Raw genomic sequence first — 25,281 nt, forward strand, 5'->3', positions numbered from 1 at the left:
CGGTCTGGTCAGGCGGCCGAATGACCGGCCGCAGTACCGTTCGCCCGGTACGCCGCGACGTGGTCCTCGCGCTCGGCGTCGGACATCTCGTTCAGCAGCACGTTCGGGCTGTTGAAGGTGTTGCCGCGGACGTCGTCGAGGGTCCACATCTTCTTCGGGTCGTCGAGGTCGAGGTGCGGCTGACCGATCAGGGTCTTGCCGTCGTCCCGGACGTACCCGAGGTCCTGGACGATGTCGGCCAGGTCCTTGCCGTGGTGCAGGGTCTCCCACTCGCGGAACCCGGTCAGCCGGCCCATGTTCGGGGTCGGGCGTCCGTCGTACTCACCACGGAACGCGACGGCGTCGGTCCAGTAGCAGGTCTCGGAGCAGTACGTCCGCCACTGGTCATCGACCTTCTCGACCACCATGTCCTCGCGGATCAGGGCCGGCACCATGCAGGTCCAGCAGCGGTGCGGGTACTGGTAGCCGACGTCCTCGAAGGCGATCGGCTTGTTCCGGCCGGGGTAGGCCAGCCGGTTGTAGTTCTCCCACCACTTGCCATACTTCGAGTACCAGCCGGGGTACTTGTCCTCGAACCACTCGAAGTCCTTGTCGGTCATGGCGTCGATCCGCCAGTAGTTGACCGGCCATCCGGTGGCGAAGAACCGCGCGACCTCGTGCACGTAGCCCTTGTCCACGATCCGCTTCCAGGCTTCCTCGACCAGGTCGTGCGGGATGGTGAGGCCGTACTTCTCCAGCGGCAGCAGGTAGCTGCGGTAGTAGTCGTCGTAGATCCAGCGGCGCCACATCTCCGCATAGCTCTCACGGTCCTTGCGACGGTCCTTGGTGCCGTACTCGATGAACGTGCCGATCGCCGCGTCCACGACACAGTGGTTGTTCCACCACGCGTAGCGCAGGTCGCGCTCGAGCAGCGGCCGGTTGCGTTCGTCGGCCAGCGCCATCAGCAGGATCGAGTAGCCGTTGCTGATGTGCCGCGACTCGTCGGACTGCACCGAGTGGAAGACCGTCGGCAGCAGGTAGTCGCCGTTGGCCGCGGCCTCGTCCGGCATCGCCACGAACAGCGTGTTGGTGAAGGCTGTCTCGGCCACTACGGTCAGGTAGATGTTCGCCGCGGTGATCGCGTCACCGGTGATGAACCCCTCGCCGAACTGCCGGCCGATGGTGCCCGCGTAGTTGTTCGCGAACGCCTTCTCGGTCATGTCGAAACCGGCCGGGTCGATGTAGTTGTTCATGTACAGCCGCTTGAGGTTCATCTGGATCGTCGAGTGCCGGACCTCGTCGATCATCTGCACCGCGAGCCCGTTGTGGATCTCCGGGTTCGGTACGGCGTCGATCGCCATCGGCATCGCCCGGGCGGCCGAGATCTCCGGGAACGGGATGATCGACAGGAACAGCTTCTGCCACTCCAGCCAGCGCTGCTGGACCTGGCGGAACATGTTCCCCCGGATGGCGCCGTCCATGGCGCCGTACACCCGGTTGTCCTTCTCCTCCTCCATCGGGAAGTACGACCGCATGATCTGCTTCAGCGGGTCCTTCTTCGGCGCCTTCTCAAAGGTGTAATCGGTGCCGAACCGGGTCGCCGGTGTCGCGAACGTGGGCTCCCACGAGAGCTCGGTGATCTTGGCATGCGCCTTGGTGAGACTCTGCCTGCTCAATGTCTGCCTCCAGGGTCGGGAGCCGGTGACTGCCGGCTCCAGCGGTACGGCGGGGCTGCGTTGGAGAGATGAAAGCCGTACCGGTGGGAGGCTGCTGTCTCAATGTGAGACGGCGGTCACAACCTTGCGAAGTACCTTTGATCGTGTTCCGCTGTCGACCACAATGCCGAGCGGAGGGAGCCGACCATGGCCACCGACCTGCCGGTCCGGAACTCGATCCGGATGTCGTGGCAACGCTCTCAGGAGTCGTCTGTCGACACCGACCAGCCGGCCCCGGCGTACTTTCCCGGGATCGATTTCGACACCACCCTGACCAGGGCTGCCCGGCCGGTCATCGACGCGTTGTCGTCGGAGCTCACCGACGAGCCGGTGTGCATCATCCTGACCGACGCCAAAGGCATCGTGCTGGACCGCCGAGGCGGCGACCGGTCCCTGATCCGGCGCCTCGACCGGGTCGATCTCGCGCCGGGTTTCCGGTACGCCGAGTCCGAGGTCGGAACCAACGGCATCGGTACGGCGCTCGAGGTCGGCGGACCCATCCTTGTGCTCGGCAACGAGCACTACACCGGTGTCCTGCGCAGCTTCGCGTGCGCCGGCGCGCCGATCACCCATCCGGTCACCGGCGGTCTGCTCGGCGTCCTGGACATCACCACCCAGGCCCGGAACTCGAACGCCGTACTGCTCTCCGTCGCCAAACTCGCGGCGCGGCGGATCCAGGAGCGCGTCATCGAGGAGGCGAACGCGCTGGACCAGGCCTTGCTGAGTGAGTACTACGCGGTCTGCCGGCACACCGGCGGCTCGGTGATCGCCCTCGGCGACGAGGTGTTCATGATCAACGCGTACGCCCAGCAGCATTTCGACTCCGCCGACCAGGCCGCGCTCATCGACCGGACCCGGGACGCCCGCGGCGGTACCAAACCGCTCACGTTCCTCGCCGATCTGCCCAGCGGGATCAGCGCCCGGCTGGCCTACCAGCCGACGTTCCTCGGCGACACCCTGGCCGGCGGCATCGTCCAGATCAGGGAGCAGCGATCAGCGCCGCGGAGTGGGACGCGCGTGCCCGCCGTGCCGGGAATGGCCGGGACCAGTGCGCTGTGGCGGCACACGACGCACGAGGTCCTGGATGCCTGCGGCCGGGCGGAGTGGCTCGTCGCCGAAGGTGAGCCGGGTGTCGGCAAGCTGACCATGCTCCGCGCCGTCCACGACTACAGCTCGCCGACGCGTCGGCTGGCGATCATCGATGCTGACGACCACGATCTCCTGACCACCGCCGCCAGTGAACTGGAATCCGATGCGGACCTGATCATCCGCCATGCGCACCTGCTGTCCGGCGACGTCATCCACGGCTTGGCGGACCTTCTGCAGGCAGCCCGGGACGGCTCGATCGGCCAGGATGCGTGGGTCGCGCTCACGATGGTTCCGGGACAGCCCGACGACGACGCGCTCGGGACCCAACTGCTCAGCTTCTTCCCGCGGACGGTCGCCGTACCGCCACTGCGGCATCACCTCGAGGACGTGCCGGCCCTCGTCCGGCATCTGCTGGGCCGGGCCGGTGTCACCGGAGTGACGCTGTCCACCGCGGCGCTCAATCAGCTGATGCGACTCCCCTGGTCAGGCAACGTCACCCATCTGCGCACGATCCTGACCGACGTCGCTCGGCGGCGCCGGTCCGGCGTCGTGGAACTCGAGGACCTCCCTGCCGAATGCCACGCGACCACCCGCCGGCACCTGACCCGGATGGAAGCCCTCGAACGCGACGCCATCGTCGACGCCTTGGCCGCGCACAACGGCGATAAGACGGCCGCGGCCGAGGCCCTCGGCATGTCCCGCGCCACGATCTACCGCAAGATCCGCGACTACGCCATCCACAGCTAGCCCGGTCTGGCCGCTTTCAGCGGTAGCGGCGGGAGACGTCGTCGGCTGCCGATTCGCCGGGCTGCCACTGGGCGATCCAGGGGCCGGTTCCCTCGGAGGGGTCGACGATGCCGGCCTCGAGCCAGGTGTGGCTGCCGTCGAGGACTTGCTGCGCCAGCTGACGGTCGCTGTCGTCGGTATTGCTCCACAGCTGCTCGAACAGGTGATCCACTCGCAGCCGGGCCTGCTCGCAGAACACCTCCGCCAACTCGTACGCCGACTCGCCGCGAACCGGATCGTCCGCGCGCAGCATCGCGGCCCGGGAGCAGGAGGCCGCCATCGCGAACAGCTCCGCGCCGATGTCCACGATCCTGGCCAGGAAGCCCTGCCGGTACTCCAGCTTCGCCTGCCACCGGCCCATGCCGTAGAACGTCTGCCGCGCGAGCTTGCGCGACGATCGCTCGACGTACCGCAGGTGCTTGGCGAGCGGTCCGAACTCGCCGTACGACCTGGGTACCGTTCCTTTGCCGACGGCCAGTTGGGGCAACCATTTCGCGTAGAAGCCGCTCGCATTCACGGCAGCTCTCGCCTTGGCCTGCAGTCCCGCGTCCGCCGAGGCAAGGTCACCGGCCGCGGACAGGTGCGCGTCGACCGCCTCCCGGGCGATCAGCAGATGCATGATCTCCGTCGAGCCCTCGAAGATCCGGTTGATCCGCAGATCGCGCAGAATCTGCTCCGCCGGTACCGCACGTTCACCCCGGGCGGCCGCCGAGTCGGCGGTCTCGTACCCGCGTCCGCCGCGGATCTGCACCAACTCGTCGGCGATCTGCCAGGCCATCTCACTGGCCCACAGCTTGGCGAGCGCTGCCTCGATCCGGATGTCCTTGCTGCCCGCGTCGGCCAGCCGGGCCGACAGGTCGAACACCGCCTCGAGCGCGAACGTGGTCGCCGCGATGAACGAGATCTTCTCGGCCACGGCCGCGTGCCGGCCGACCGGCCGCCCCCACTGAACACGTTCCGCGGACCACTCCCGGGCAATCTTCAGGCACCACTTGGCGGCCGCGGTACAGATCGCCGGGAGGGACAGCCGGCCGGTGTTCAGCGTGGTGAGCGCGATCCGCAGGCCGTGGCCCTCACGTCCCAGGCGATTCTCGACCGGCACCCGGACCTGGTGGAAACGGGTGACGCCGTTCTCGATCCCTCGCAGCCCCATGAAGGAGTTGCGGTTCTCCACCGTGATGCCCGGCGTGTCGGCCTCCACCACGAACGCGCTGATGCCGCCGGGCTCGCCGTCGTGCTCCGGCACTCGCGCCATCACCACGACCAGTTCGGCGATCACCCCGTTGGTGGTCCACAGCTTCACCCCGTCGAGCAGGTACGCCGTGCCGTCCTCGGTCAGGGTCGCGGTCGACGCCATCCGCGCCGGATCGGAACCGACATCGGGCTCGGTGAGCAGGAACGCCGTCACCGCACCGGCCGCGCAGCGCGGCAGGAACCGCTCCTTCTGGTCGTCGGTGCCGAACATCTTCACCGGTTCCGGTACGCCGATCGACTGATGCGCGGACACCAGCGCGCTGACGCTGGGATGGACCGAGGCGACCAGCATCAACGCCTGGCCGTAGTACAACATCGGCAGGCCCAGGCCGCCGTACTTGGTCGGGATCTTGATCCCGAACACGCCTAACTCGGCGAATCCCCGGAGGTACTCGTCCGGGATCCTGTCCTCCCGCTCGATCCGTAGGCCGTCGAGCGTCTCGCAGTACGCCTTGAGCCGGGCGAGGAACTCCTCGCCGCGCGCGGTGTCGTCCGCGGCGGGCCGTGGTTGCGGATAGATGAGCGACAGGTCGAAGTCGCCGAGGTACAACTTCTTGGCGAAACTCGGCCGGGTCCACTCGGTCTGGCGTGCCGCTTCGGCGACCTCTCGCGCCTCACGCTCGCTGGCGTTCCGCGCCGTACCCGGCTGCTCCGTCGCTACCCGATCCGTGGTCATGGCACTTCCCTTCTGGCTGGGGCGCGCGCACTACTCACCAGTCTTACCCGGAAGTAGCCCGTGGGGAACCGCTGGTCACCGCGACTTCCGCCCGGTCGGGTGTACGACGTACGCTCGACCGCTACGGCGTCGTGGGGGCGCCGGGGGTTCGTCGCGGTACAGGGGGAGGTACGCGCTGATGCAGGTCAGTTTGTCGATCGATGGTGTGTTGGTTGTGCCGGTCGAGGCTTACACGTTCTCGATCACCGGAGCCGTCGCAGTGGCGACCGGGAAGTCGCGGATCTATCTCGAAGGCGACTACGTCGTCGAGACCGTGCGAGCCGCGGTGAACACGGCGCCGACCGGGGCAGCGCTCGTGGTCGATGTGAACAGGAACGGCACGACGATCTACACCGACCAGTCGAAGCGGCCGAGTATCGCGGCCGGGACGAACAGTGCCACCGGCAACGATCCGGCCGTCACCGCACTGGCTGCTGGTGACTACCTCACGGTCGATGTCGATCAGGTCGGATCGTCGGCCGCAGGTGCCGATCTGACCGTGACCGTCCGGGTTCGCCGGGCCAGTTAGGGGACGGCCGTGGCGCAGTCAGCGGGATACACGTTCAACGCGGACACGGTCGACGGTACGACGGTTCGGGACGTCGCGGGGTATTTCCTGCACGGCACGATCGTCGGATCGGCAGCGCTCGTTGCGGGCAAGTACGGCAACGGCCTGAACTGCACCGGTGGCGCGATGCACGTCGTCGTACGCCCACCGAAGGCAGGCGACTCCTTCTACCCACTCAGCACCGACGGCGGGCTGTCGGTCGCGGCCTGGGTCAAGCTGAACGACAACACGTCCGCGGCACGCTGCATCGCGTCCGCGGCCAGTGGCAGCACCCTCAACTGGGCCGTATACGCGTCCAATGCCAGCGGCAACGTGGAGGCGAGGCTCGCCGGGGCGACGTACAGCACCAGTACGAGCATCCGGGACGGCCTGCAGCATCACGTCCTCGTCACGTACGACGCGACGACGTCCATCGACACCGTGAAGATCGCCGTCGACGGTGTCCAGGTGCTGTCGGTCAACTCCACGGCCACGATGACCTACTCCGGTACCGAGGTCACCATGGAGGCCGGACGGAACACACTCACCGGCACCGAGGCACTCAACGGGATCATCGACGACCTGCGCTGGTGGAACGACCCGGTCGAGGCGGCGTACTGGCCGACCCTCGTCGCGGCCGAGCAGATCGACTTCCAGCTGGCGATCTATCCGTTCGACCACGACACCGCGGAGGACTTCGGCAGCTACGGGCACGACCTCGCAGTCGCTCCGTCCGCCAGCTTCACCACCGGTCTCTACGGTCGGGCGCTCGTCTCCGGCACAGCGGCCGCCGGCGCGAGCGGTGTGGTCGACTTCCCCGACTGTGACCGGCTCGCGATCTGCGGTTGGCTCCGGCTCGACACCGCGCCTGTCGGCACACCCGCGCCGATCCTGGCCATCAACGAGACCGCGGGCAGCACGCGGGTCCGCGTCGTGGTGAACACCGATCGAACCGTCACCGCCACCTGGACCACGATCGACGACGGGACTGTCTCGGTGACCAGTACGGCGGCCTTGACCGTCGGCGAGTGGACTCGGTTCCAGTTCGCGATCAACCCGACGTACGTGCAAGTCCGGCTCGACAGCAGCCAGACGACGGAGAACATCGGTGACGGTGTCCCGCACGTGACTCCGGCCATCGACGGGCTCGACCGGTTGTACGTCGGTGGCGACGCCAGCGTCGGCGGTCAGGTGTCGTACGACTACGTGACCTTCACCAAGAACTTCCTCGCCGAGGTGACGTCCGGGTACTGGAGCGGTGCGCCGGTCGTCACGCCGTACCGGCCGGCGAATGTGGCGCGCGGCGTGTACCACTTCAACGAGAACACCGGGACGGTGGTCGACGACAAGTCGCCGTCCGGCAACGACCTCAGTCTCACGGCGGCCGGCTCGTGGGTGACCGGTGTCCAGGGATCAGCGCTCGGGGCGAACGGCACGGGTCCGGGCGCGTCGAGGACCGCGTTCACGTGGCCGGCGTCGCCGCCCGGGTGGGCGTTCTCGGCATGGGTCAAGTGTCGCGCCAGCAGTAGCGGCGCCCGGTTCCTGGTCCTGCGTAATGCCAGTGACGAGGTGGCCCACGCGGGCTGGCTGGACGGAGTGTTCTGGGTCCGGCTGTTCGGCGCGAGCGGGACGACCGGCATCCTCAGTTCGTCCAGAGGGCCGATCGCCGCCGAGACCTGGACGCACGTGGCGGCATCATGCGATCAGAAGGCGGTCCAGCTCTTCCTGGACGGGAAGAGGTTCACGATCGAGCCCTACGCGATGGGTCCACTGCTGCAGCCGACCGAGCTGAACGTCGGCGGCGACAACCCGGACTCGTCGGTGGCCGATGTCGACGACCTGCGCCTGTTCGACACACCGATCAGCGCGGCCAACGTCGAGTGGCTCTACCAGAACCCCGGCCAGTACTACGACAGCGCGCCGACCGCCGCCTTCGCCGCCTGGGGTGTGCCGCTGTAGCTGCGCATGCAACGGATCCAGGGACTCATCGCGTCTTTCTCGTGCTGGATCGGCCGAGGTGGTTCTGGTATACACCGTTGAGCTTGCATGGTGGGGTGGGGGTGGGGTGTTGTCGCGGCCTAAGACGCGCGTGCGGAACACGATCGGGCTGACTGTGGTGTGCCTGGTGGTGTGTGCCGTCGCGTTCGCCGGCGCGGTCACGGTGCTGATGCCGGGCGAGCGGGAGCGGAGTGTCGCCGCGACCGTGCCTGGATCGCCGAGCCCGAGCGGGGTCACCCCGCCATCGGTCGCGAGCCCCAGTCCAACTCGGCCGCCGTCGAAACCGGTGGCGCGGACCGGGACCTATCAATGTTCCGGGTTCAGCGGGATCGACGCGAAGGTGCCGTTGCCCATGCTTCTGCAGGACACGTTTGCCTGGGGCGACGATCCGCCGTACCGGGTCGGCGACGGCTCGGGCGACATCCGGTGGCGGTCCGACCCCTACAACAAGCCGAGCTGGTACATGTGGCTGCACTCGCTGCGCTGGCTCGGGCAGGGCATCGAAGCCGCTAAGAAGGGCAACCGCCCGGCGTTGACGCACGTGATGGCCATCATCCAGGACTGGGTGCGCGACAACCCGTACTCGTGGAGAGGCGACGTCGGCGCCTGGGAATCGACGATGCACCGCACCAACGTCCTGATCTGTGCACGTCAAGCCGTGCTGGCGGGTCTGCGGGTCCGCCAACTCCCACCGCAGTACACCTGGCTCGACCAGGCGCTGCTCGATCACGCCAAGTTCATGGAAGAGAATTGGGGCGGACCGTCGAACCACGGCACGGACGAGAGCATCGCGATGTTCGGCGTCGGGTGCACGCTCGGCCGCCCCGAGCTGAAGACTCTCGCCGTCCAGCGGCTGACCGAGGCCATCACCACCGCGATCGATCCACAAGGCTCGACGAACGAGCAGTCGGTCGGGTACGCGATGTTCAACTACCAACTGTGGGGCCGCGCGAGCACCGCACTGCAGCGCTGCGGAGCGGATCCAGGTCCCGTCATCGAGCAGCGACGCCGCGCGCTGGCGGAGTGGCTCGCCCTCGCCACCACGTCCACCGGTCAACTCCCCCAGGTCGGCGACGCGATCCGCCAGAAACCCGACGCCGTCGCCGGCACCTCCCTGGAGTACGCCGCCTCACTCGGCAAGAAGGGGACACTGCCGAGCCGGCGAACCGCAGTGTTCGACGCCGGCTACATCTTCGGCCGGACCGGCTGGGGCGAGGACCGGCCGTTCACCCGCGAATCGTCGTACACCATCCGCTTCGGTCCAGGACGCCGGTACCACGGCCACGAGGACCACACCTCGATCACCTACACCTCCCACGGCCGGGACATCCTGATCGACCCGGGCCACTCCGGGTACCAGTTGGACAAGTGGCAGGACTGGACCAAGAGCCAGGCGGCGCACAACGTGATGACCATCCCGGCAGGCAAAGCCACCGGGGCGGAGACACGACTGGTCAGCGCGGCCATCGCACCGACCTCGGAGTACTACGCTCTCGCCGACACACCGGTCGAAGGAGTGGAACGGACCCGGGACGTCCTGGTCCTCAAGGATCCCGACCTCATCATCACCTTGGACCGCGGCCAGTCGGCCACCGAGCAACGGTACGAGACGCTGTGGCACCTACCGCCCGACCAAAAGGTGACCATGCAGTCGCCCACCCACGCGATCGCCGCCAAACCCGGCGACAGCAGCAAGACCCACCTGCTGCAGATTCCCTACGGGCAACCACTGCCCGCCGACGCCACCACCCTTGAACAAGGCAAGTCAGACCCGGTCCAAGGCTGGTACTTCCCCACCATCTTCGACCGCCAACCGGCCCCGGTCGTCAAGTTCAACCGCACCGCCCCCACTGCCACAATCCTCTCCGCCATCGTTCCGACCGCCCCCACCGAAACCGTCCGCTTCACCACCCGAACCCAGGCCGACATGTTCTTCGTCGACCTCACTGTCGGCACCCAGAAAACAACCATCCGCATCACTCAATCCGGCCGCCTCACCCGAATCCGCTGAGAATCGCGCGTTGAAAGCACATTGAAAGTGCGAAGCGTGACGCTCGTCAGATGAAGCGGCCGTCATTCCTCGAGGCAGCGCTGGCCCTGAGCCGGTCCTGGCTCTCCCCGACAGGACCGTCGGCGTCCGACGCGGTCTGGGAGACTGCCGGTATGGCGGATGCGGCAGGGGTGGTGAATCGGTCCGGGCGCGAGCACGACACGGACTTCGAGGACGTGATCGCCGGGTCGAGCGAGCCGGTGCAGGCGTTGGCGCGCGCCATACGCGATCTTGTGTACGACGTCCTGCCCGAAACCGTCGAGGTGGTCTGGAAGAAGCAGGGCTCGGTCGGCTGGGGAATCGGCCCGAAGAAGTTCACCGAGCAGTTCGCCTACCTGATGCCGTACAAGAACCACGTCACCCTCGGCTTCTACCGCGGCGGCGAACTCCCCGACCCCGAAGGTCTCCTCCCCACCTCAGGCGGCAGCCAGGTCAGCGGGACCCTGAGCATGCGCAGCCTGAAGCTCACCAGCCTCGACGACGTACGTCGACCGGCCCTACGCAACCTGATCGCCATCTCAACCCGCACCGGGATCTGACTGGCTCGGGTCAGGTCGGGTTGTCGACGTCCTCGAGGCGGAGGGACAGCAGCTGCCGCAGTGGCATGGACTCGCCGTCGCGGGCACCGAGACCGACGGTCAGGGGTGGGTCGGATGGCAGCAGCCGAACACCCACGAGACGGGATTTCACGCTGGTCTGGGTGCCGAGGATGTAGAAGTTGCCGTCGGGGTCGACCGCGAGTGAGCGGTTGCGGCGCAGGTACCAGCCGGTGATGTTGGTTCGGTAGCTGGCGCTTGATCCCGTGACGGTTGCTCGCAGCGGCTCAGGAGCGACGCCTCGTGCCTTCATCGTCTGGACGAAGTCGGCCAGGAGCGCGCGGGCCTGCGCGGTCTCGGAGGCTTTGCGCTGTTCGAGGGCGGCCGCGTGCGCAGCCGACGCCTCCCGCCGCTTCTCGCGCCAACTCGGCTCACTGTCCACGCTCCCACCCTAGATCACGTCAACCACGCGGCCGTTGGGCGGCGAACTCACCACCGACCGGTGCGACCAGTCGTGCGCCGCTGATCGGGAACGCCGCTACCTCCGCGGCGAGCGCGTCGTCCTGGAGTGGTGTGAGCTGCTCGGTCAGGACGACGTCGACCTTGGCGCCCTTCCGGCCCCAGGCGCCCACGATCCTGCCGTCGACGAGGACCCCGTTGGGATGAAACGTGTCCGCCGCCGGCGTCAGGGTTCGCTTGCCCGGGGCAATGAAGCGGCCGTCCAGGTCTCGGCCGAGGAGCCGGAGATCCGGCTCGACGAGCAACCGTACGCCGCGGGCCGGCGGCGCCTCCCGGATGCGCTGCTCGTCGGCCCGCAGGATCCAGCCGGGCGTGCCGTCGAAGTCCACCTCGAGCAGTTCGTCCGCCAACGAGTTCCAGATCTCCCGGGCGTCGCCGGCCGCCAGACCGGCCCACCAGGCAAAGGTTCGCGGGTTGGTCGGCGCGAACCGGTGAACATGACGTCGGCACAGCTCCTTGCGGGCCTCGTCGAGGTCGATCTCTGGTCGTGGGACTTCACGCACCCACAGGGAGCTGGTGGTCCACCGCAAGGCGATCCGGCCGCTCGAACAGGCCTCGCGCAGATCGGGAAGCCCACCGCGCAGCTCGCGTCCATCCAGTGTTCGGCACACAGTGTCCGCGAGCCTGTCGACGCGTCGAATGGCTTCCGTGGCGAGCGGAAGTCTGCCGAGCGTGAAAACGCCGAAGTCCTTGCGGGGCAGGACATACACGGCTGCGCGTGGACTGTAGGTCTGGATCAGGCAGGGGTCTGCCCAGTCAGAAGGCTTGCAGTCGGCGACTCGAGCGTGCAGCCCCAGCAGAGCGTCCCGGGGCGCTGTGTCCTGCAAGCCGACGTACGCCGCTTCCTCGTGCGAGCCGGCGGATAGCCGCTCGGTCAGATGATTCACGTGAAGTCGGTACGACACGGCCTGCTCGCGAGTGACAACCCTCATGGGGACCGACCATAGGGAGGAAAGACGCCACCCGATGGCTTGTTTACTCGCCGAAGATCGGTGGACCGGACCAGGCGACCGGGCTCCAGGCGAAGTAGCTCGGGTCTTTGCCGAGCGCCTTGATCACGGCTGACGTGTGCAGTTCGACAGGAGGTGTCCGGCGATCGAGCCGCACTACCGGTCTGCTCAGGCGTGCGTCCCCCCGCAGTGGCCGCATACGTCCTGTCGAACTGCCACCAGTTGCGTTAGCTGGTCGGAAAAGACCTGTCGCCGAAGAGGATCCGGCGAGCCGCAGCCTGGCCGAGTGGGGTGCGGAGAAGCTTGAACGCCGCCGAGGCCGCAGCGGGTGTGCGCACCTGGGCCAGTCCCCTGCGCAGCATCAGCCGGCCACGGAAATGCGCACGCAGAGCGGCTCCGTCGTAATGCGTCAACGCATCCGGCCTACCTCGCAGCGCCTCATCCAGTACGTCGGCCGCGAGCGTAGACAACCGCAGACACGGATCGAGGCCGCCCGCGGTGAGCGGAGAGACCGCACCGGCCGCATCGCCCACGAGCAGCCCGTCCGCACAGCTGATCCGACGCAGCAGACCGCCGACTGGAATCGGACCGCCGCGCCGCTCCACCTCGACCGGACGCTCCGCGCGGGACAGACCGGGCGCTTCCTTGCCGAATCGCTCCAACGCTTTGCGCATCCCGTCCGGGAAGCGAGCGGCATACCCGGCGACCCCCACGTGCGCATGCTGTCCGTCGTTGACCACCCAGGCCAGATACCCCGGCGCGAGGGAGGGGTCGAGCACGCAGTGGAACGTCGGTGGCTCGTCGCTACCGGGAACAGCGAAGACCTCCTCGGCCCCGATCAGCAAGTGGAGGTTGCGATCCAGCGCGAGGTCGCGCGCCACCCGCGACCGGGCTCCGTCCGCGCCGACGACGTACCGCGCCCGCACCTGCGTCGGCCCGTGGCGACCCACCAACCCAAAGGCGTTTCCGACGCGACCGGCATAGCGCGTGCCCAGCGCGATCCGAACGCCTGCCGAGGTCGCCCGCTTCGCCGCGGCCACATAGAGCGGCGCCATATCCCCCACGCGGTACTCGTCGCGACCGCTGACCAGCGTCACTGGCCTGCGCAGATCAGGCGGGTAGAGCACCACGCGGCGAATCGGCGGTCCGAGACACTCAGCAGGCAAGGGAAAGTCGTCGAGTGTCTTCCGAACGAAGATGCCCGTCGTGCGAATCGCGCTGGTCAGGTTGGTACGCCGTTCGACCAGCAACACATCATGCCCTTGCTCAGCAAGCAGCGTCGCGGTGTGAAGCCCAGCCAGCCCGGCCCCGACCACCAGCACGTCGTTCATCGGTCGGCATCGGTGCGCATCAGCCGTAAGCCGCCGGCCACCAGTGCGGCGACCGCCCAGAGCCCGAGGGTGAGTCGAGCCGATGCCGTGGTCATGTCGTCGCGCGGACCCTCACCGAAGATCAGGAAGAGCGCGCCCGAGCCGGGCATCCGAGCCGACAATCCGGAGGACCACTCATACGGCAGATTCGCGAGCAACGGGGGCAGAACGAGCATGAGCGCGATCACGCTCACCAACGCGGCCGCCGTACTGCGGGTGACGAGACCTAGGCCGACCCCGAGCAGCGCGCCCGCGGCGTACACGAAACCGAGCTCGGCGAGCGATTCGACACCTTCGCCGAACGGCAGCCCGAGTGAAGGCCGGAACGCCCACACGATGACACTCGCCCCTGCGACCAACACCACGCCGAGCGCAGTCAACGTGGCGACGATGACACCTGCCCGGGCAGCGAGCAGCACACCCCGCCGCGGTGTCCATTGCAAGGTCGGCACGATGCCGCCGGTGCCATGGTCCGCGGTGCTCGTCACCACCGACATCGCGAGTACGCCGAACAGCGCGAACATCGCGGTGAACCGGCCGCCGTCCCACGCGGTCGCGTCCGGACCTGGACCGGTCGGATCGTCCGAGACGTCGTACCCGAAGATCGTGCCGAAGCCGAGCACCACGACCGCGGTCACCAGGGCGAAGATCCAGGTCGAGCGGACGCTCCAGAGCCTGCTCCACTCGGCGCTGCTGGTTCGCGCCAGGACGGTCGTGGTGCTCATTGGTCCGCTCCGTTCGCGTACGCCGGGGTGTGTCCGTGATAGTCGACGCTCTCCTCGGTCAGGGCGAGGTAGGCATGCTCGAGCGACTGCTCGATCTCGGCCAGGTGGTGCACCGGAATGCCCAGCGTGTGGGCGAGATCGCCGATCTCGGTGGCGGACAGGCCGGTGATTTCGAGCTCTTCGGGCGCGGTGCGCTGCACAGCGGCTCGGTCGGCCAGAGCGCGCTGGAGGTCGTCGACCTGCGGGGTCCGGATGCGCACCCGCTGACCGCCCAGGCCGCGCAGAATCTCGTCGACCGGGGCGTCCGCGATCAGCCGCCCGCGGCCGATGATGACGATGCGGTCGGCAATCAACTGCATCTCGCTCATCAGGTGACTGGAGACCAGGACCGTCCGGCCTTCGTCGGCGAAGCCCCGCAGCAAAGCCCGGATCCACCGGACCCCGTCGAGGTCGAGACCGTTCACCGGCTCGTCGAACAGCAGCACCTGCGGATCACCCAGCAACGCAGCCGCGATCCCGAGCCGTTGCCGCATGCCCAGCGAGTACCCCTTGATCCGTCGGCGCGCAGCAGTACCAAGGCCCACCTGCTCGATGACTTCCTCGACCCGCTTGAGGGGAATGCCGTTGGTACGAGCGCCGATCCGGAGGTGCGCGCGCCCCGTACGACCCGGGTGCATCGCGCCCGCGTCGAGCAGCGCCCCGACTTGATACAGCGGCTCCGCGAGCTCGACGTACCGCTGGCCGTTGACCAGCGCCGTGCCCGCCGTCGGCCGATCCAGGCCCATCACGATCCGCATGGTCGTCGACTTCCCAGCCCCGTTGGGTCCGAGAAACCCGGTCACCGTCCCGGCCGGCACGTCAAAGCTCAAGTCATCCACGGCCCGCACGGCGCCGTACTGCTTGCTGAGTCCCCGCACACTGATCACCTATCGATAATCGATGATCACCTATCGACTGTCAACACGCAACCAATGACTTTCAATCGCGGTACGCCGCCCGCGCAAGCTGCACGAAGGAACGAGTGAGGGGATTGGCGTCTCCTTCCTTCCACGCCGCCACCACCCGGCTCGGCGGCATGTCGACCACCGGTACGACGGCCAACTCATCCGGCGGGTGATGCCCGAGCGGGCTCATCCCGACCGTGCACCGCGGCGTCGCCTGTCTCTGCACCGAGCACACCACGTGAGTCGGCTGGCTTCTGCGATGTGAGGGCGGTCACACTCTGGGGATGGGTGAGCTTGAGGGTGTTGATGCTGGAAAAGTGCACGCGCAGTTCTTGGCGACTGAGCATTGGAGTTTGCTGGCTACGCGGAGCATGACGTGGCAGGAGATCTTCAGCCGGACCGGGACGTACTTGACGGTGCTCTCGGCTGCGGTTGTCGCGCTGTCGCTGGTGGCCAATGCGACCGGGTTCGGGGCGGGCTTTCAGACCTTTGCGCTGCTGGTGCTGCCCGTTGCGCTACTCGTCGGGTTCGGGACGTATTTCCGGCTGATCGAAGCGGATATCGAGGATGCCTGGCTGGTCATCGGCATGAATCGGCTGCGGCACGCCTATATCGAGCTCGCACCGGAACTCGAGCCGTACTTCGTCGCAAGTCACCACGACGACGCACCAGGGCTGTTGAAGACCTACAGCTTCCGCACCCGCGTCGGCATCACCCACTGGCTGTCCGGATCACCGGTCGTCGTCGGCATCATCAACGCCGTCGTCACCGGCGTACTGGCCGCGGTGATCTGCGAGGCCGCCGGCGCCGGGGACACGCTGCGCACCATCATCGCGTCCGCTACTGCCGTGGCGACCGCGATCGGACTCGGTTTCCTCGGCTATCGAAAGGTCCGCGAGGTCACCCGCGTCTACAAGGCACGTTTCCCCAGTTGACGAAGGACGACGGTCGGTGGGTTGAAGAGTCCGGAGTTGACGGTGTCGGCGGCGCGGTCGATGTCCTGGAGGTCGAAGCGGTGGCCGTACCGCGCGGTGACGGATTCGACCAGGGGCTTGAGGTGCTCGTCAGCGGCCAAAGCGTTGGCGGCGGTGTTGTGTACGACGATGCGCAAAGCGTTGGCGCCGGGCCTCGCGGCGTCTGTGATGTCGATGCGGTACGGCGGCGCCCACAGCGTGCCGCACCGGGGGTCGTTGAGCCATACCTCAGCGGCGACACCGATCGGCGGCACAAGCTTCGCCCGATAGGAGTGCTCAGGTAGGTAAGTCTCCGCGTCATCAGGCGAGCCGGACCCGAAGTCCAGCACCACCCGAGTCGTCGCGTCGACTTCCGGCAGGTCGATCTCGATCTGGTACGACGCCGAGCCCGAGTACGACGCCCGCTCGTCCTCCCAGCGATGCGGCAAGGTGACCGAGCCGCCGCCGTCGACCAACCAAGAACCATCCACCGTGCCCAGCGGAACATCCACTACCGAACTGTCAGCACCTGATGACACCGGCACGAGCACAACCGCCTCGTACGGATGCAGCGTCAACTGGCCTGACGAGGGAACCGCCGTCGTCACCCCGGTGCCCGGATCCCACTGTTCGAGGTACGCCGTACGCACGTCCAAGCTGAAGGTCCGTGTCTGATTGCCCGTGTTCGCGACGAAGTACACGTCTCCGTCGTCGAGCCGCCGATGCACCACGCCGATGTCCTCCTGCAGACGCTCGGGCATGTGATCCGCCAAGGCGGAGACGTCCTTGACCACCACTCCCCCAGCCGCGACCACCTCATCCAGCCACCGGGCGGTCTCCACCGGCAGAGAATCAGCGGGTACGACGACCAGCGGCACCGTGGCCGGATCGACCACGCTCAGAGCGTCGTCGTCGATCAGGTCGAAGTCGAGCCCGGCCTCGCGGATCGTCCGTGGGATGTCTTCACCGATCAGCCGCCGTACGGTGCGATAGAGGTTCAGCGATCCGGTTGCGTAGGCGTCGGAAGCCGGCACATAGACCTTCACCGGGCGAACCGGCGTCCCCTGCTGGAGCAGCCAGGAGAGTCGGTGGAGATAGGCAAAGAGGTCTGGCGCGACAGGCCACCACGGGTTCCGGTCGTCGAGTGCTCCCGCGGCGTAGAAGATCCATCCGAGCCCCGGTTCGCCGGATGGCGAGTACGGCCAGCCGTGACCGATCAACTGATTCACACCGGACAGGAAGTGCTCGTGCGCCTCCCCCTTGAGGTCGAGCGGCGTCGCGCGGAACGACGGCGAATGCACCCAGGTCCACACCTCGGCCGACACGACCGACCGGCCGTAGATACTCGCGGCCGACGACGCCCACCGAGTCTCCGGCAGCCGCGTCCACCCCCAGCCCTCGCCCTCGAACAGGTCCGCGGAACGGTAACTGCTCATCGTCGCCGGCGGCTCGCCGTACGACTGGATCCGGAACGGCACGTCGTGCGCCGCCGCCCATCGCTGGAAGACGGCGACGAAGTTCTCCTCGTACAACTCCGACAACGTCCGGTAGAAGTCGATGCGGACCTGAGGCGATCCCTTGAGCAACTCCCACAGCCGCGGCCGCAACTCGTACCCTCGCCGGCGGGCGAACTCCGCGAGCAGGGCTGGCGTCCAGTCGGCCTGGTACACCTCCAGACTGTCGCAGAACACCGATCCGACCAGGTCGGGCGTGGCCGCCATCAGCAGCGGCTCCGCAACGCGCCTGATGTGCTCTTCCGCCGCCGCCACCGAGTAGTGATCGAGCACCGGCCCTTCGGCACCCGCAGCAGCGCGCTTGACGTTCTGCCCGGTCAACCGCGAGGACGCGATCAGCACCTCCCGCGGCCCGTTACCCGGCGGCACCCGGATCATCCCGTTGCTCACGGCAACTTCGGCGTACGACGTAGGCACGCCAGTCGATCCCTCACCCACGAACGCGGCGATCACCTCGTCGCCCGGCCAGGCCTCGACCACTGGTACGTCGTACGCCTCGGCGCCGATCTCGCGTCGATCCCAGCTCAGCCGGCGGGCCGCCAGCTCCGGTCCGATATGCCCGCCGCCGAAGGACCAGCCGCTTCCCAACGTGAGATCGAACCGCAGCCCGAGCTCACGTGCCGTCCGGGCCGCGAACCCGACGTCCTGCAGGAACTTGTCCGAACCGAACGGCGCGTCGACCGAGCTCATCGGGTAGACGAACGCGACCTCGACCCCACCCAGTCCGGCCGCGGCCATCGCCTTCAGCTGGCGTTCGAGTTCACGCCGATCCAAAGACGGCCCGAACCACCACCACCGCATCATTGGCCGCCCCTCCACAGGCGGTGTCCGGAACTGCCGTCGTACGTCGTCCACCGTCGCCACAGGGCTCGACCTCCGCAAGTCTCGGTCCAATCACCCCAACCCGATCCCGAGCCCCACGTCAACGCCCATGACCACTACCGGTCACCAGCGAGCAAGGACCTCGTCGGCAATCTCATCGACATCGCGCCCGGTCGTACGGACCGAGAAGTCACTCACGTCCTGAGCCACGAGCTGAGCAGACAGCTCGGCCGCTCGGGCCACGAGCTGCTTCAGGTCGTCGCCACCTTCCCGCCCACGATCACGAATCCGCTGCGCGAGTACGTCGTCCGAGGCGTCCAGCCGGCAGATCACGACCGGCCCGCCCGTCGCCTCCTCCAAGTGGAGCCGCTCACCCGAGGTCTCCACGACTCCCGCGATGATGAGCCGACGGCTGCCGACAGCGCGGTAGTTCGCCCACACCACCGCCAGGTTGGCCGCCTTCAACCGGGACTGGTGTGGGTCGTCGTCGGGGGCCGGCCAGGCGGCGCCGAGGAGGTCGAGATCGACGAACGCGGGGTCCTGCCCGAGGTCGGTGCAGCGGGTGAAGACTCGCCAGCCGACGGAGGTCTTGCCGACCCCGGGCGGGCCGGACAGCACGAGAGCAGGCGTCATCCGGCCGATGCTAGCGACCGCCTCGGCGTCACTCGACCAGTTTTCCTTCGGTGGAGATGTCGTCGCGCATGAGCTTGCGGAACTCGTCCGGGATCGGTGGGATCGACTCGTGCTCCACCGAGCCCGGGCCGGACCACACCAGGTTGACCTGCAGGGACTCGTCGAGGTCGGGGAAGTCGGAGCGGTTGTGGCAGCCGCGGGTCTCGCGGCGTTCGAGGGCTGCGTCCAGGGTGGCCCGAGCGGCCAGCGCCGAGGACTTCAGATCGAACGCGTGAGCCAGATCCTGGAACCCGGCGATGTCCGGGTGGACGCCCATCTTCGTCATCCGTTCCTCGATCTCCACGAGCTCGGAGATTCCGGCCAGCAGTCCGGCCACGTCGCGAACGACGCCGGCCCGATTCGTCATCGTGTCGCGCAGCGCCCGCTGCAGGGCCCGGACGTTCTCCTCACCGTCGCTCGCCAGCAGCGCGTCCACCTCGGCCCGCGCTTCGGCGACCGCCTCGGCCGATCGCTCCTGCGACTGCCGGCCGACCGAGTACTTCGCCGCCTCCTCGGCCACGATCCGGCCGAACACCAGCAACTCGATCAGCGAGTTGCCGCCCAGGCGGTTCGCACCATGCAAACCACTGGCCGCCTCACCGACCGCGTACAGGCCGTCCACACCGGTCCCGTGGTCCTCGGGGCGGACCCACACTCCGCCCATCGAGTAGTGCGCCGTCGGTGCGATCTCGATCGGCTGCTTGGTGATGTCGAGCATCTGGAGCTCGAGCAGCGTCTGGTACACCCGCGGCAGCCGGCGCATGATCGTCTCTCGCGGGAGGTGCGACACATCCAGCCAGACCCCGCCGTTCGGCGTACCGCGACCTTCCTTGATCTCCGTGTACGCCGCCAACGCGATCCGGTCCCTGGTCGACAGCTCCATCCGCTCCGCGTCGTACCGGGTCATGAACCGCTCCCCCAGCGCGTTCCGCAGCTGACCGCCTTCGCCGCGGGCCGCTTCGGAGACCAGGGTGCCGGCGGCGTTCTCGGGTTCGATCAGGCCGGACGGGTGGAACTGGACCAGCTCGGGGTCACGGATCTTGCCGCCGGCCATGACCGCCAGCCGGAACGAGTCACCGGTGTTCTCGTCCCGGCGAGACGACGTACGGCGCCAGATCCGGGTGTGACCGCCCGCGGCCAGGATGACCGCGTCGGCGTGGATGACGTAGCGCCGGCCGGTGGTGAGGTCGAACCCGTACGCGCCGAACACGGTGTTGTCCCGGACCAGGATGCGGGTCACGTAGACCGTGTCCAGGATCGGGACACCCAACTGGACCGCGCGGTTGATCAGCGTCCGCTGAATCTCCAGACCGGTGTAGTCACCCGCGAACGCCGTCCGGCGGTAGCTGTGAGCGCCGAAGAATCGCTGCGAGATCCGCCCGTCCGCCTCACGGGCGAACGGCATACCGTAGCGCTCCAGATCGGCGATGCCCCGGGCAGCGCCCTCGGTGACGATGCGGACCGTGGTCGGGTTCGCCAGCAGGTAGCTCTCCTGCAGGGTGTCGGCGGCGTGCTGCTGCCAGCTGTCTTCCGGGTCCATCGTGGCGAGTGCGGCGTTGATCCCACCGGCGGCCAGCGAGGTGTGCGCGTCCGAGCGCGGACGTTTGCCCAGGGCAAGCACCTCGACCCCCTGCTCGGCCAGCTCGATCGCGGCGCGCAGGCCGGCACCACCGGTTCCGATCACCAGGACGGAGGTGGCGATCTGCTGTTCGGTGGTCTTCATCGGGTCTCCTTTGACTCGTCACGTGGTCTCACAATTAGGACAACGCAGCAGACCGGTCTGTGACTGTCACCCCCGTCACAACCCGCCTGTCTGTCACGTCTCACTCGCCCGTTGCGGGAAGTCGGCGTGGTACGACAGGTCGTAGTGGCGGAGCCGGTACAGGTTCAGGTGCTGGTCGTGGTACTTGTCCGTCTCGCCGATCAGCTCCATCCCGATCCGCTTGGCCGTGCCGGCCGCGCGCGCATTCGTCGAGCCGACCAGGGCGAACAGTTCTTCGACGCCGGCGTGGTGCATCGACCAGTCGGCGAGCGCGGCTCCTGCCTCCACCGCGTAGCCGTGGCCCCACGCCGTGCGGGCCAACTGCCACCCGATCTCCAGGTCTTCCCACGGCGCCAACCGGAGCAGGGCCACGCCACCGACCACGCGGCGGGTGTCACGAAGCTCGACCGCCCAATGACTCGCCGGCGCCACGTCCTGTGCCTTCCAGCGGTGCAATACGTCGCGCATGGTCAGTACGTTCGGCACCCAGCTCATGGTCGGCGTCAGCCACCGGGTCACCTGCTCGTCGCCGTAGATCACCAACGCGTCCGATGCATCGCTGTCTCGCCAGGGCCTGATCACCAATCGTTCGGTCTCGATAGTCGGCTTCATCTCATCCTCCGCGGCTGGGGACTGGCAGTGCCTATGACCGAATAGCCGCGGCTCCTGTGACACCCCCGAGGACCACGACCCCGGGGTGAGACCACGGACTCGACCACGGACTTCCAGGGCGCGACGACCACGGTCCGGCGGCGACGGTGGGAGGTGCCACCTCGGGGACTGATCAGAGGAGCCCGAACATGAGCGTGCACACCTTGGATCAAGCTGCCTCGGTCTTCGTCGTCGTCCGGCCCCGCCTGTTCGGGATCGCCTACCGGATCGTCGGCAACGCGCCCGAGGCCGAAGACATCGTCCAGGACGTCTGGCTTCGCTGGCAGCGCACCGACCGGACCGCTGTCATCGATCCCGCCGCCTTCCTCGCGACCGCAACCACCCGGCTGTCCATCAACCTCGTCCGCAGCGCCCGGCGCCGACACGAGCTGTACGTCGCCTCCTGGTTGCCTCAAGTGAGCGCCGCCGATGATGTCGATCCGCAGACCCAGGCGGAGCGGGACGAGGCCATCGACCTCGCCGCCCGGATGCTGCTGGAACGGCTGTCCCCCGCCGAACGCGCCACCTATGTACTGCGGGAAGGCTTCGAGTACCCGTATCGGCAGATCGCGGAGACGCTGCGGATCGGCGCGCCCAACGCCAGGCAACTCGTGAAGCGAGCCCGTGACCGGCTGTCCTCGGATCGCTCTCGTCCGTACAGCCCCACCGCCCACAGCCAGTTCGTCAGCGCCTTGGTCGCGGCCTCACGGACCGGCGAACTGTCCGACCTCGAGCAGTTCCTCACCGCGGGTCTCGCCGAACAGGCCGCCTGACGTATCACGCCGTACCGGCCGTACTTCTGATCACGCCGTACCGGCCGCACTTCTGTTTGAGATCGCCGTCCGGCTCCAGCCTCTGATGAGAGGATATGGAGCCATGACGAGTGCGACGGATGGGCTTCGCGGCCGGCGCTCGGAGTGTGCACACTTGGATCGGCTGGTGGCCGACGTGCGTTCTCGTCAGGGCAGGGTCCTGATCGTGCGCGGTGAGGCAGGGATCGGGAAGTCCGCCCTGCTCGACTACCTGGCCGCGAACGCCGACGGGTGCCGGGTCGCCCGGGCGGCCGGGGTCGAGTCCGAGATGGAGCTCCCGTTCGCCGGTCTGCACCAGTTGTGCGCTCCGATGCTGGATCTCGCGGAGAACCTGCCGCCGCCGCAAAGCGCGGCGCTCCGGGTGGCGTTCGGCCTGGAGTTCGGCGGGCCGCCGGACCGGTTCCTGGTCGGCGCCGCCGTGCTGAGCCTGCTCGCGGAGGTCGCCGATCGCCAGCCGCTGCTGTGCGTCGTCGACGACGCGCAATGGCTGGATCGGGCCTCGGCACAGGCGCTGACCTTCGTCGGGCGGCGGCTGTTCGCCGACCAGATCGCGGTGGTGTTCGGCGTCCGGGATCCCGTCACCGCGCCCGAGTGGCGAGGCTTCCCGGAGTTGCTGGTCGGCGGCCTGGCCGACGAGGACGCCGAGGCCCTGCTCGATGCCGTGGTGCCCGGGCGGCTCGACGAACACGTCCGGGATCGGATCGTGGCCGAGACCCGGGGCAATCCGCTAGCGCTGCTCGAGCTACCGCGGGGGTTGACCGCAGCCGAGCTCGCAGGTGGCTTCGAGCGGCCGGATGTGCGCCCGATGGCGAGCCAGATCGAGCAGAACTTCGTCCAACGGGTGCAGTTGCTGCCGCCGCAGACACAGCGGTTGCTGCTGACCGCGGCGGCCGAGCCCGTCGGCGACGTACCGCTGCTGCTGCGCGCGCTGCGGATCCTGGATCTCCCGGTGACTGCGGCCGGACCCGCCGAGGCCTCCGGTCTGGTCGAACTCGGTGCACGCGTTCGGTTTCGGCATCCGCTGGTGCGGTCGGCGACGTACCGGGCCGCCGTCTCGGCCGACCGCCGTGCGGCGCACCAGGCCATCGCCGAAGCGATCGACCCGGACCTCGATCCCGACCGCCGCGCCTGGCACCGCGCCCAAGCGGCCGACGAGCCCGATGAGGAGGTGGCTGCCGAGCTGATCGCCTCCGCCGACCGGGCGCAGCGCCGCGGCGGTGTCGCCGCCATGGCCGCATTCCTGCAGCGCGCGACCGAGCTGACCCCGGACCCGGCGACGCGCGCGAGCCGCGCCCTCGCCGCAGCCCAGGCCACGCTCCGGGCCGGTGCTTTCGAGACAGCCCAGAAACTGCTGGTCACCGCCGACGAGTGGTCTGCGAACGAGCTGCACCAGGCCACGGTGAATCTCTTCCGGGCGCAGATCACGTTTGCCTCCGGTCACGGCACAGCGGCCGCCCAACTGCTCCTGGACGCCGCCCGCCGGCTCGAGCCACTCCACCTCGACCTCGCCCGCGACACCTACCTCGACGCGTTCGTGGCGGCGATGTTCGCCGGGGTCCTCGCCCCCGGTTCCCCCCAGGCCGAGGTAGCCCGAGTCGCCCGCGCGGCGCCGCAGCCCACGACACCCCGAAAGCACGATCTGCTGCTCGAGACCTTGGCCGTCTCGTTCACCGACGGGTACCCGGCTGCGGTGCCGCTGGCCAGGCAGGCGATCGAAGCGTTCGCGGACCAGACGCTGGCCGATCCGAGCGATCTGCGCTGGTTGTGGCTGGCGTCGCGCACCTCGGTCGACCTCTGGGACTACGACCATTGGGACGTCCTCACCGATCGGCACGTGCGTCTGGCTCGTGAGCTGGGCGACCTGACCGAGCTTCCGCTCGTCCTCAACTCCCGGCTCACCATGCATCTGTTCGGCGGTGACTTCGCGGCGGCCGCGTCGCTGCTCGCGGAGATCCGGACGATCGTCGACGCGACCGGAATCGCCTTGGCGCCGTACGGCGCGATCGGCCTGGCGGTGATGCGCGGACGCCTGGACGAGGCCGTTCCCCTGATCGCGACCACCATGGACGATGTCAAGGCCCGGGGCGAGGGCGGCGGACTGTCGTTCACCCGCTGGGCGAACGCCGTACTCATGAACAGCCTGGCCAGGTACCCGGAGGCGCTCGCGTCGGCGCAGGCGGCCAGCGCGGACCCGATGGACCTCGGTGTCGCCAGCTGGTCCTTGCCGGAGCTCGTCGAGGCGGCGGTACGGTCCGGGCAGCGCGAACTGGCGACCGAGGGCCTCGACCGCCTCACCGAGCTGACGCAGGCCAGCGGTACCGACTGGGCCCTCGGCCTGCTGGCCCGATCGACGGCCCTGCTGACGACCGGCCCGGCGGCGGAGTCCGGCTACCAGGAGGCGGTCGAGCGACTCGGCCGGACCCGCGTCCGGATGGATCTCGCCCGGTCGCATCTCGTGTACGGCGAGTGGCTCCGGCGCGCGGGTCGACGGCAAGACGCCCGGACCCAACTGCGGACGGCGTACGACCTGCTCACCACGGCCGGCGCCGACGCCTTCGCCGAGCGCGCCCGCCGCGAGCTCGCGGCCACCGGCGAGGCCGTCGACGAGCGGGCGAGCCGCGCCAGTGACACGCTCACCGCCCAGGAGGCGCACATCGCCGCGCTCGCCGGTTCCGGGCTGACCAATGCCCAGATCGGAGCCCAGATGTTCCTCAGCCAGCACACGGTCGAGTGGCATCTGCGCAAAGTCTTCGCCAAACTCGGCATCACGTCCCGGCGGCAGCTCCGCCCGCTCACCGGCTAGGGTGCGTCTCTCAATTCCCTGCAGTAGTCTCCGATCCTCCCTGTCGGGGCGGCCCGTTCCGGGCTGAAAATGGGGGTGGTTGCCCGCTGACGCCGTCTCTCTGTGGTTCGGGCGA

General features: G+C 68.2%; 21 protein-coding genes. 8 read left to right on the forward strand and 13 right to left on the reverse strand.

Annotation, left to right across the window (positions count from 1 at the left end; genetic code table 11):
* Positions 1–8 precede the first annotated feature (8 nt).
* Entirely contained in the window at positions 9–1,655 is a 1,647-nt protein-coding gene (locus EV652_RS41905) for a ferritin family protein (RefSeq protein WP_132216463.1), read from the reverse strand.
* A gap of 186 nt (positions 1,656–1,841) precedes the next feature.
* Here EV652_RS41905 and EV652_RS41910 point away from each other — a divergent pair, with 186 nt between their 5' ends.
* On the forward strand, positions 1,842–3,530 hold the full coding sequence (locus EV652_RS41910) for a sigma-54-dependent Fis family transcriptional regulator (protein WP_199238702.1): 1,689 nt from the start codon (positions 1,842–1,844) through the stop codon (positions 3,528–3,530).
* A 16-nt stretch (positions 3,531–3,546) separates the two neighbouring features.
* On the opposite strand, the gene EV652_RS41915 is transcribed toward EV652_RS41910, so the two are convergent.
* A complete protein-coding gene (locus tag EV652_RS41915; protein ID WP_132216466.1) occupies positions 3,547–5,499 on the reverse strand; it encodes an acyl-CoA dehydrogenase family protein in 1,953 nt (650 codons plus the stop codon).
* Positions 5,500–5,677: 178 nt separating this feature from the next.
* On the opposite strand from EV652_RS41915, the gene EV652_RS41920 reads away from it, so the two are divergent.
* From EV652_RS41920 to EV652_RS41935, 4 genes are all read left to right on the forward strand, one after another.
* Positions 5,678–6,067, forward strand: a complete 390-nt coding sequence (locus tag EV652_RS41920) for a hypothetical protein (protein WP_132216469.1) — start codon at positions 5,678–5,680, stop codon at positions 6,065–6,067.
* 9 nt (positions 6,068–6,076) lie between these two features.
* Positions 6,077–8,044, forward strand: a complete 1,968-nt coding sequence (locus EV652_RS41925) for a LamG-like jellyroll fold domain-containing protein (protein ID WP_132216472.1) — start codon at positions 6,077–6,079, stop codon at positions 8,042–8,044.
* Positions 8,045–8,174: 130 nt separating this feature from the next.
* The gene (locus EV652_RS41930; RefSeq protein ID WP_158441538.1) at positions 8,175–10,094 is read left to right on the forward strand and encodes a heparinase II/III domain-containing protein; all 1,920 of its coding nucleotides are present in this window, start codon (positions 8,175–8,177) and stop codon (positions 10,092–10,094) included.
* Between the two features lie 50 nt (positions 10,095–10,144).
* Positions 10,145–10,672: a DUF1801 domain-containing protein gene (locus EV652_RS41935; protein WP_132216478.1), complete on the forward strand. Its 528-nt coding sequence runs from the start codon at positions 10,145–10,147 to the stop codon at positions 10,670–10,672.
* Between the two features lie 10 nt (positions 10,673–10,682).
* Here the strand turns inward: EV652_RS41935 and EV652_RS41940 are convergent, their stop codons facing one another.
* From EV652_RS41940 to EV652_RS41965, 7 genes are all read right to left on the reverse strand, one after another.
* Positions 10,683–11,111 (reverse strand): hypothetical protein, encoded by a 429-nt coding sequence (locus tag EV652_RS41940; RefSeq protein ID WP_132216481.1) that lies wholly within the window; start codon positions 11,109–11,111, stop codon positions 10,683–10,685.
* A gap of 19 nt (positions 11,112–11,130) precedes the next feature.
* Positions 11,131–12,120 carry a DNA glycosylase AlkZ-like family protein gene (locus EV652_RS41945; RefSeq protein ID WP_132216484.1) on the reverse strand — a complete coding sequence of 330 codons (990 nt, stop codon included), beginning with the start codon at positions 12,118–12,120 and terminating at the stop codon, positions 11,131–11,133.
* Between the two features lie 43 nt (positions 12,121–12,163).
* On the reverse strand, positions 12,164–12,295 hold the full coding sequence (locus EV652_RS45955) for a hypothetical protein (protein ID WP_255512694.1): 132 nt from the start codon (positions 12,293–12,295) through the stop codon (positions 12,164–12,166).
* Positions 12,296–12,365: 70 nt separating this feature from the next.
* Positions 12,366–13,469: an FAD-dependent oxidoreductase gene (locus EV652_RS41950; RefSeq protein WP_132216487.1), complete on the reverse strand. Its 1,104-nt coding sequence runs from the start codon at positions 13,467–13,469 to the stop codon at positions 12,366–12,368.
* Positions 13,466–14,233 carry a hypothetical protein gene (locus tag EV652_RS41955; protein WP_132216490.1) on the reverse strand — a complete coding sequence of 256 codons (768 nt, stop codon included), beginning with the start codon at positions 14,231–14,233 and terminating at the stop codon, positions 13,466–13,468. The genes EV652_RS41950 and EV652_RS41955 overlap by 4 nt, the downstream gene beginning before the upstream one ends.
* The gene (locus EV652_RS41960; protein WP_132216493.1) at positions 14,230–15,159 is read right to left on the reverse strand and encodes an ABC transporter ATP-binding protein; all 930 of its coding nucleotides are present in this window, start codon (positions 15,157–15,159) and stop codon (positions 14,230–14,232) included. The genes EV652_RS41955 and EV652_RS41960 overlap by 4 nt, the downstream gene beginning before the upstream one ends.
* Positions 15,160–15,211: 52 nt before the next feature.
* Positions 15,212–15,403: a type 2 periplasmic-binding domain-containing protein gene (locus EV652_RS41965; RefSeq protein ID WP_199238703.1), complete on the reverse strand. Its 192-nt coding sequence runs from the start codon at positions 15,401–15,403 to the stop codon at positions 15,212–15,214.
* 145 nt (positions 15,404–15,548) lie between these two features.
* Here EV652_RS41965 and EV652_RS41970 point away from each other — a divergent pair, with 145 nt between their 5' ends.
* Positions 15,549–16,112, forward strand: a complete 564-nt coding sequence (locus EV652_RS41970) for a hypothetical protein (RefSeq protein WP_132216496.1) — start codon at positions 15,549–15,551, stop codon at positions 16,110–16,112.
* Here EV652_RS41970 and EV652_RS41975 read toward each other — a convergent pair.
* The 4 genes from EV652_RS41975 to EV652_RS41990 all read right to left on the reverse strand — a co-directional run bounded on the left by EV652_RS41975 (position 16,088) and on the right by EV652_RS41990 (position 21,512).
* On the reverse strand, positions 16,088–18,508 hold the full coding sequence (locus EV652_RS41975) for a glycosyl hydrolase (RefSeq protein ID WP_158441540.1): 2,421 nt from the start codon (positions 18,506–18,508) through the stop codon (positions 16,088–16,090). The two genes, EV652_RS41970 and EV652_RS41975, sit on opposite strands and share 25 nt — an antisense overlap.
* Before the next feature lie 81 nt (positions 18,509–18,589).
* Positions 18,590–19,099 carry a nucleoside/nucleotide kinase family protein gene (locus EV652_RS41980; protein ID WP_132216499.1) on the reverse strand — a complete coding sequence of 170 codons (510 nt, stop codon included), beginning with the start codon at positions 19,097–19,099 and terminating at the stop codon, positions 18,590–18,592.
* 28 nt (positions 19,100–19,127) lie between these two features.
* Positions 19,128–20,861 (reverse strand): L-aspartate oxidase, encoded by a 1,734-nt coding sequence (locus EV652_RS41985; protein WP_132216501.1) that lies wholly within the window; start codon positions 20,859–20,861, stop codon positions 19,128–19,130.
* Between the two features lie 93 nt (positions 20,862–20,954).
* Positions 20,955–21,512, reverse strand: coding sequence for a GNAT family N-acetyltransferase (locus EV652_RS41990; protein WP_132216504.1), 558 nt, complete (start codon positions 21,510–21,512; stop codon positions 20,955–20,957).
* Positions 21,513–21,700: 188 nt separating this feature from the next.
* Between EV652_RS41990 and EV652_RS41995 the strand changes: the two genes are divergently transcribed.
* Positions 21,701–22,324, forward strand: a complete 624-nt coding sequence (locus tag EV652_RS41995) for a sigma-70 family RNA polymerase sigma factor (protein WP_132216507.1) — start codon at positions 21,701–21,703, stop codon at positions 22,322–22,324.
* Between the two features lie 103 nt (positions 22,325–22,427).
* Complete coding sequence (locus tag EV652_RS42000) at positions 22,428–25,166, forward strand: helix-turn-helix transcriptional regulator (protein ID WP_132216510.1); 2,739 nt, start codon at positions 22,428–22,430, stop codon at positions 25,164–25,166.
* The last annotated feature ends 115 nt before the right edge of the window (positions 25,167–25,281 follow it).

Origin of the sequence: Kribbella steppae, from assembly GCF_004342025.1 — a bacterium.
Classification (GTDB): Bacteria; Actinomycetota; Actinomycetes; order Propionibacteriales; family Kribbellaceae; genus Kribbella; species Kribbella steppae.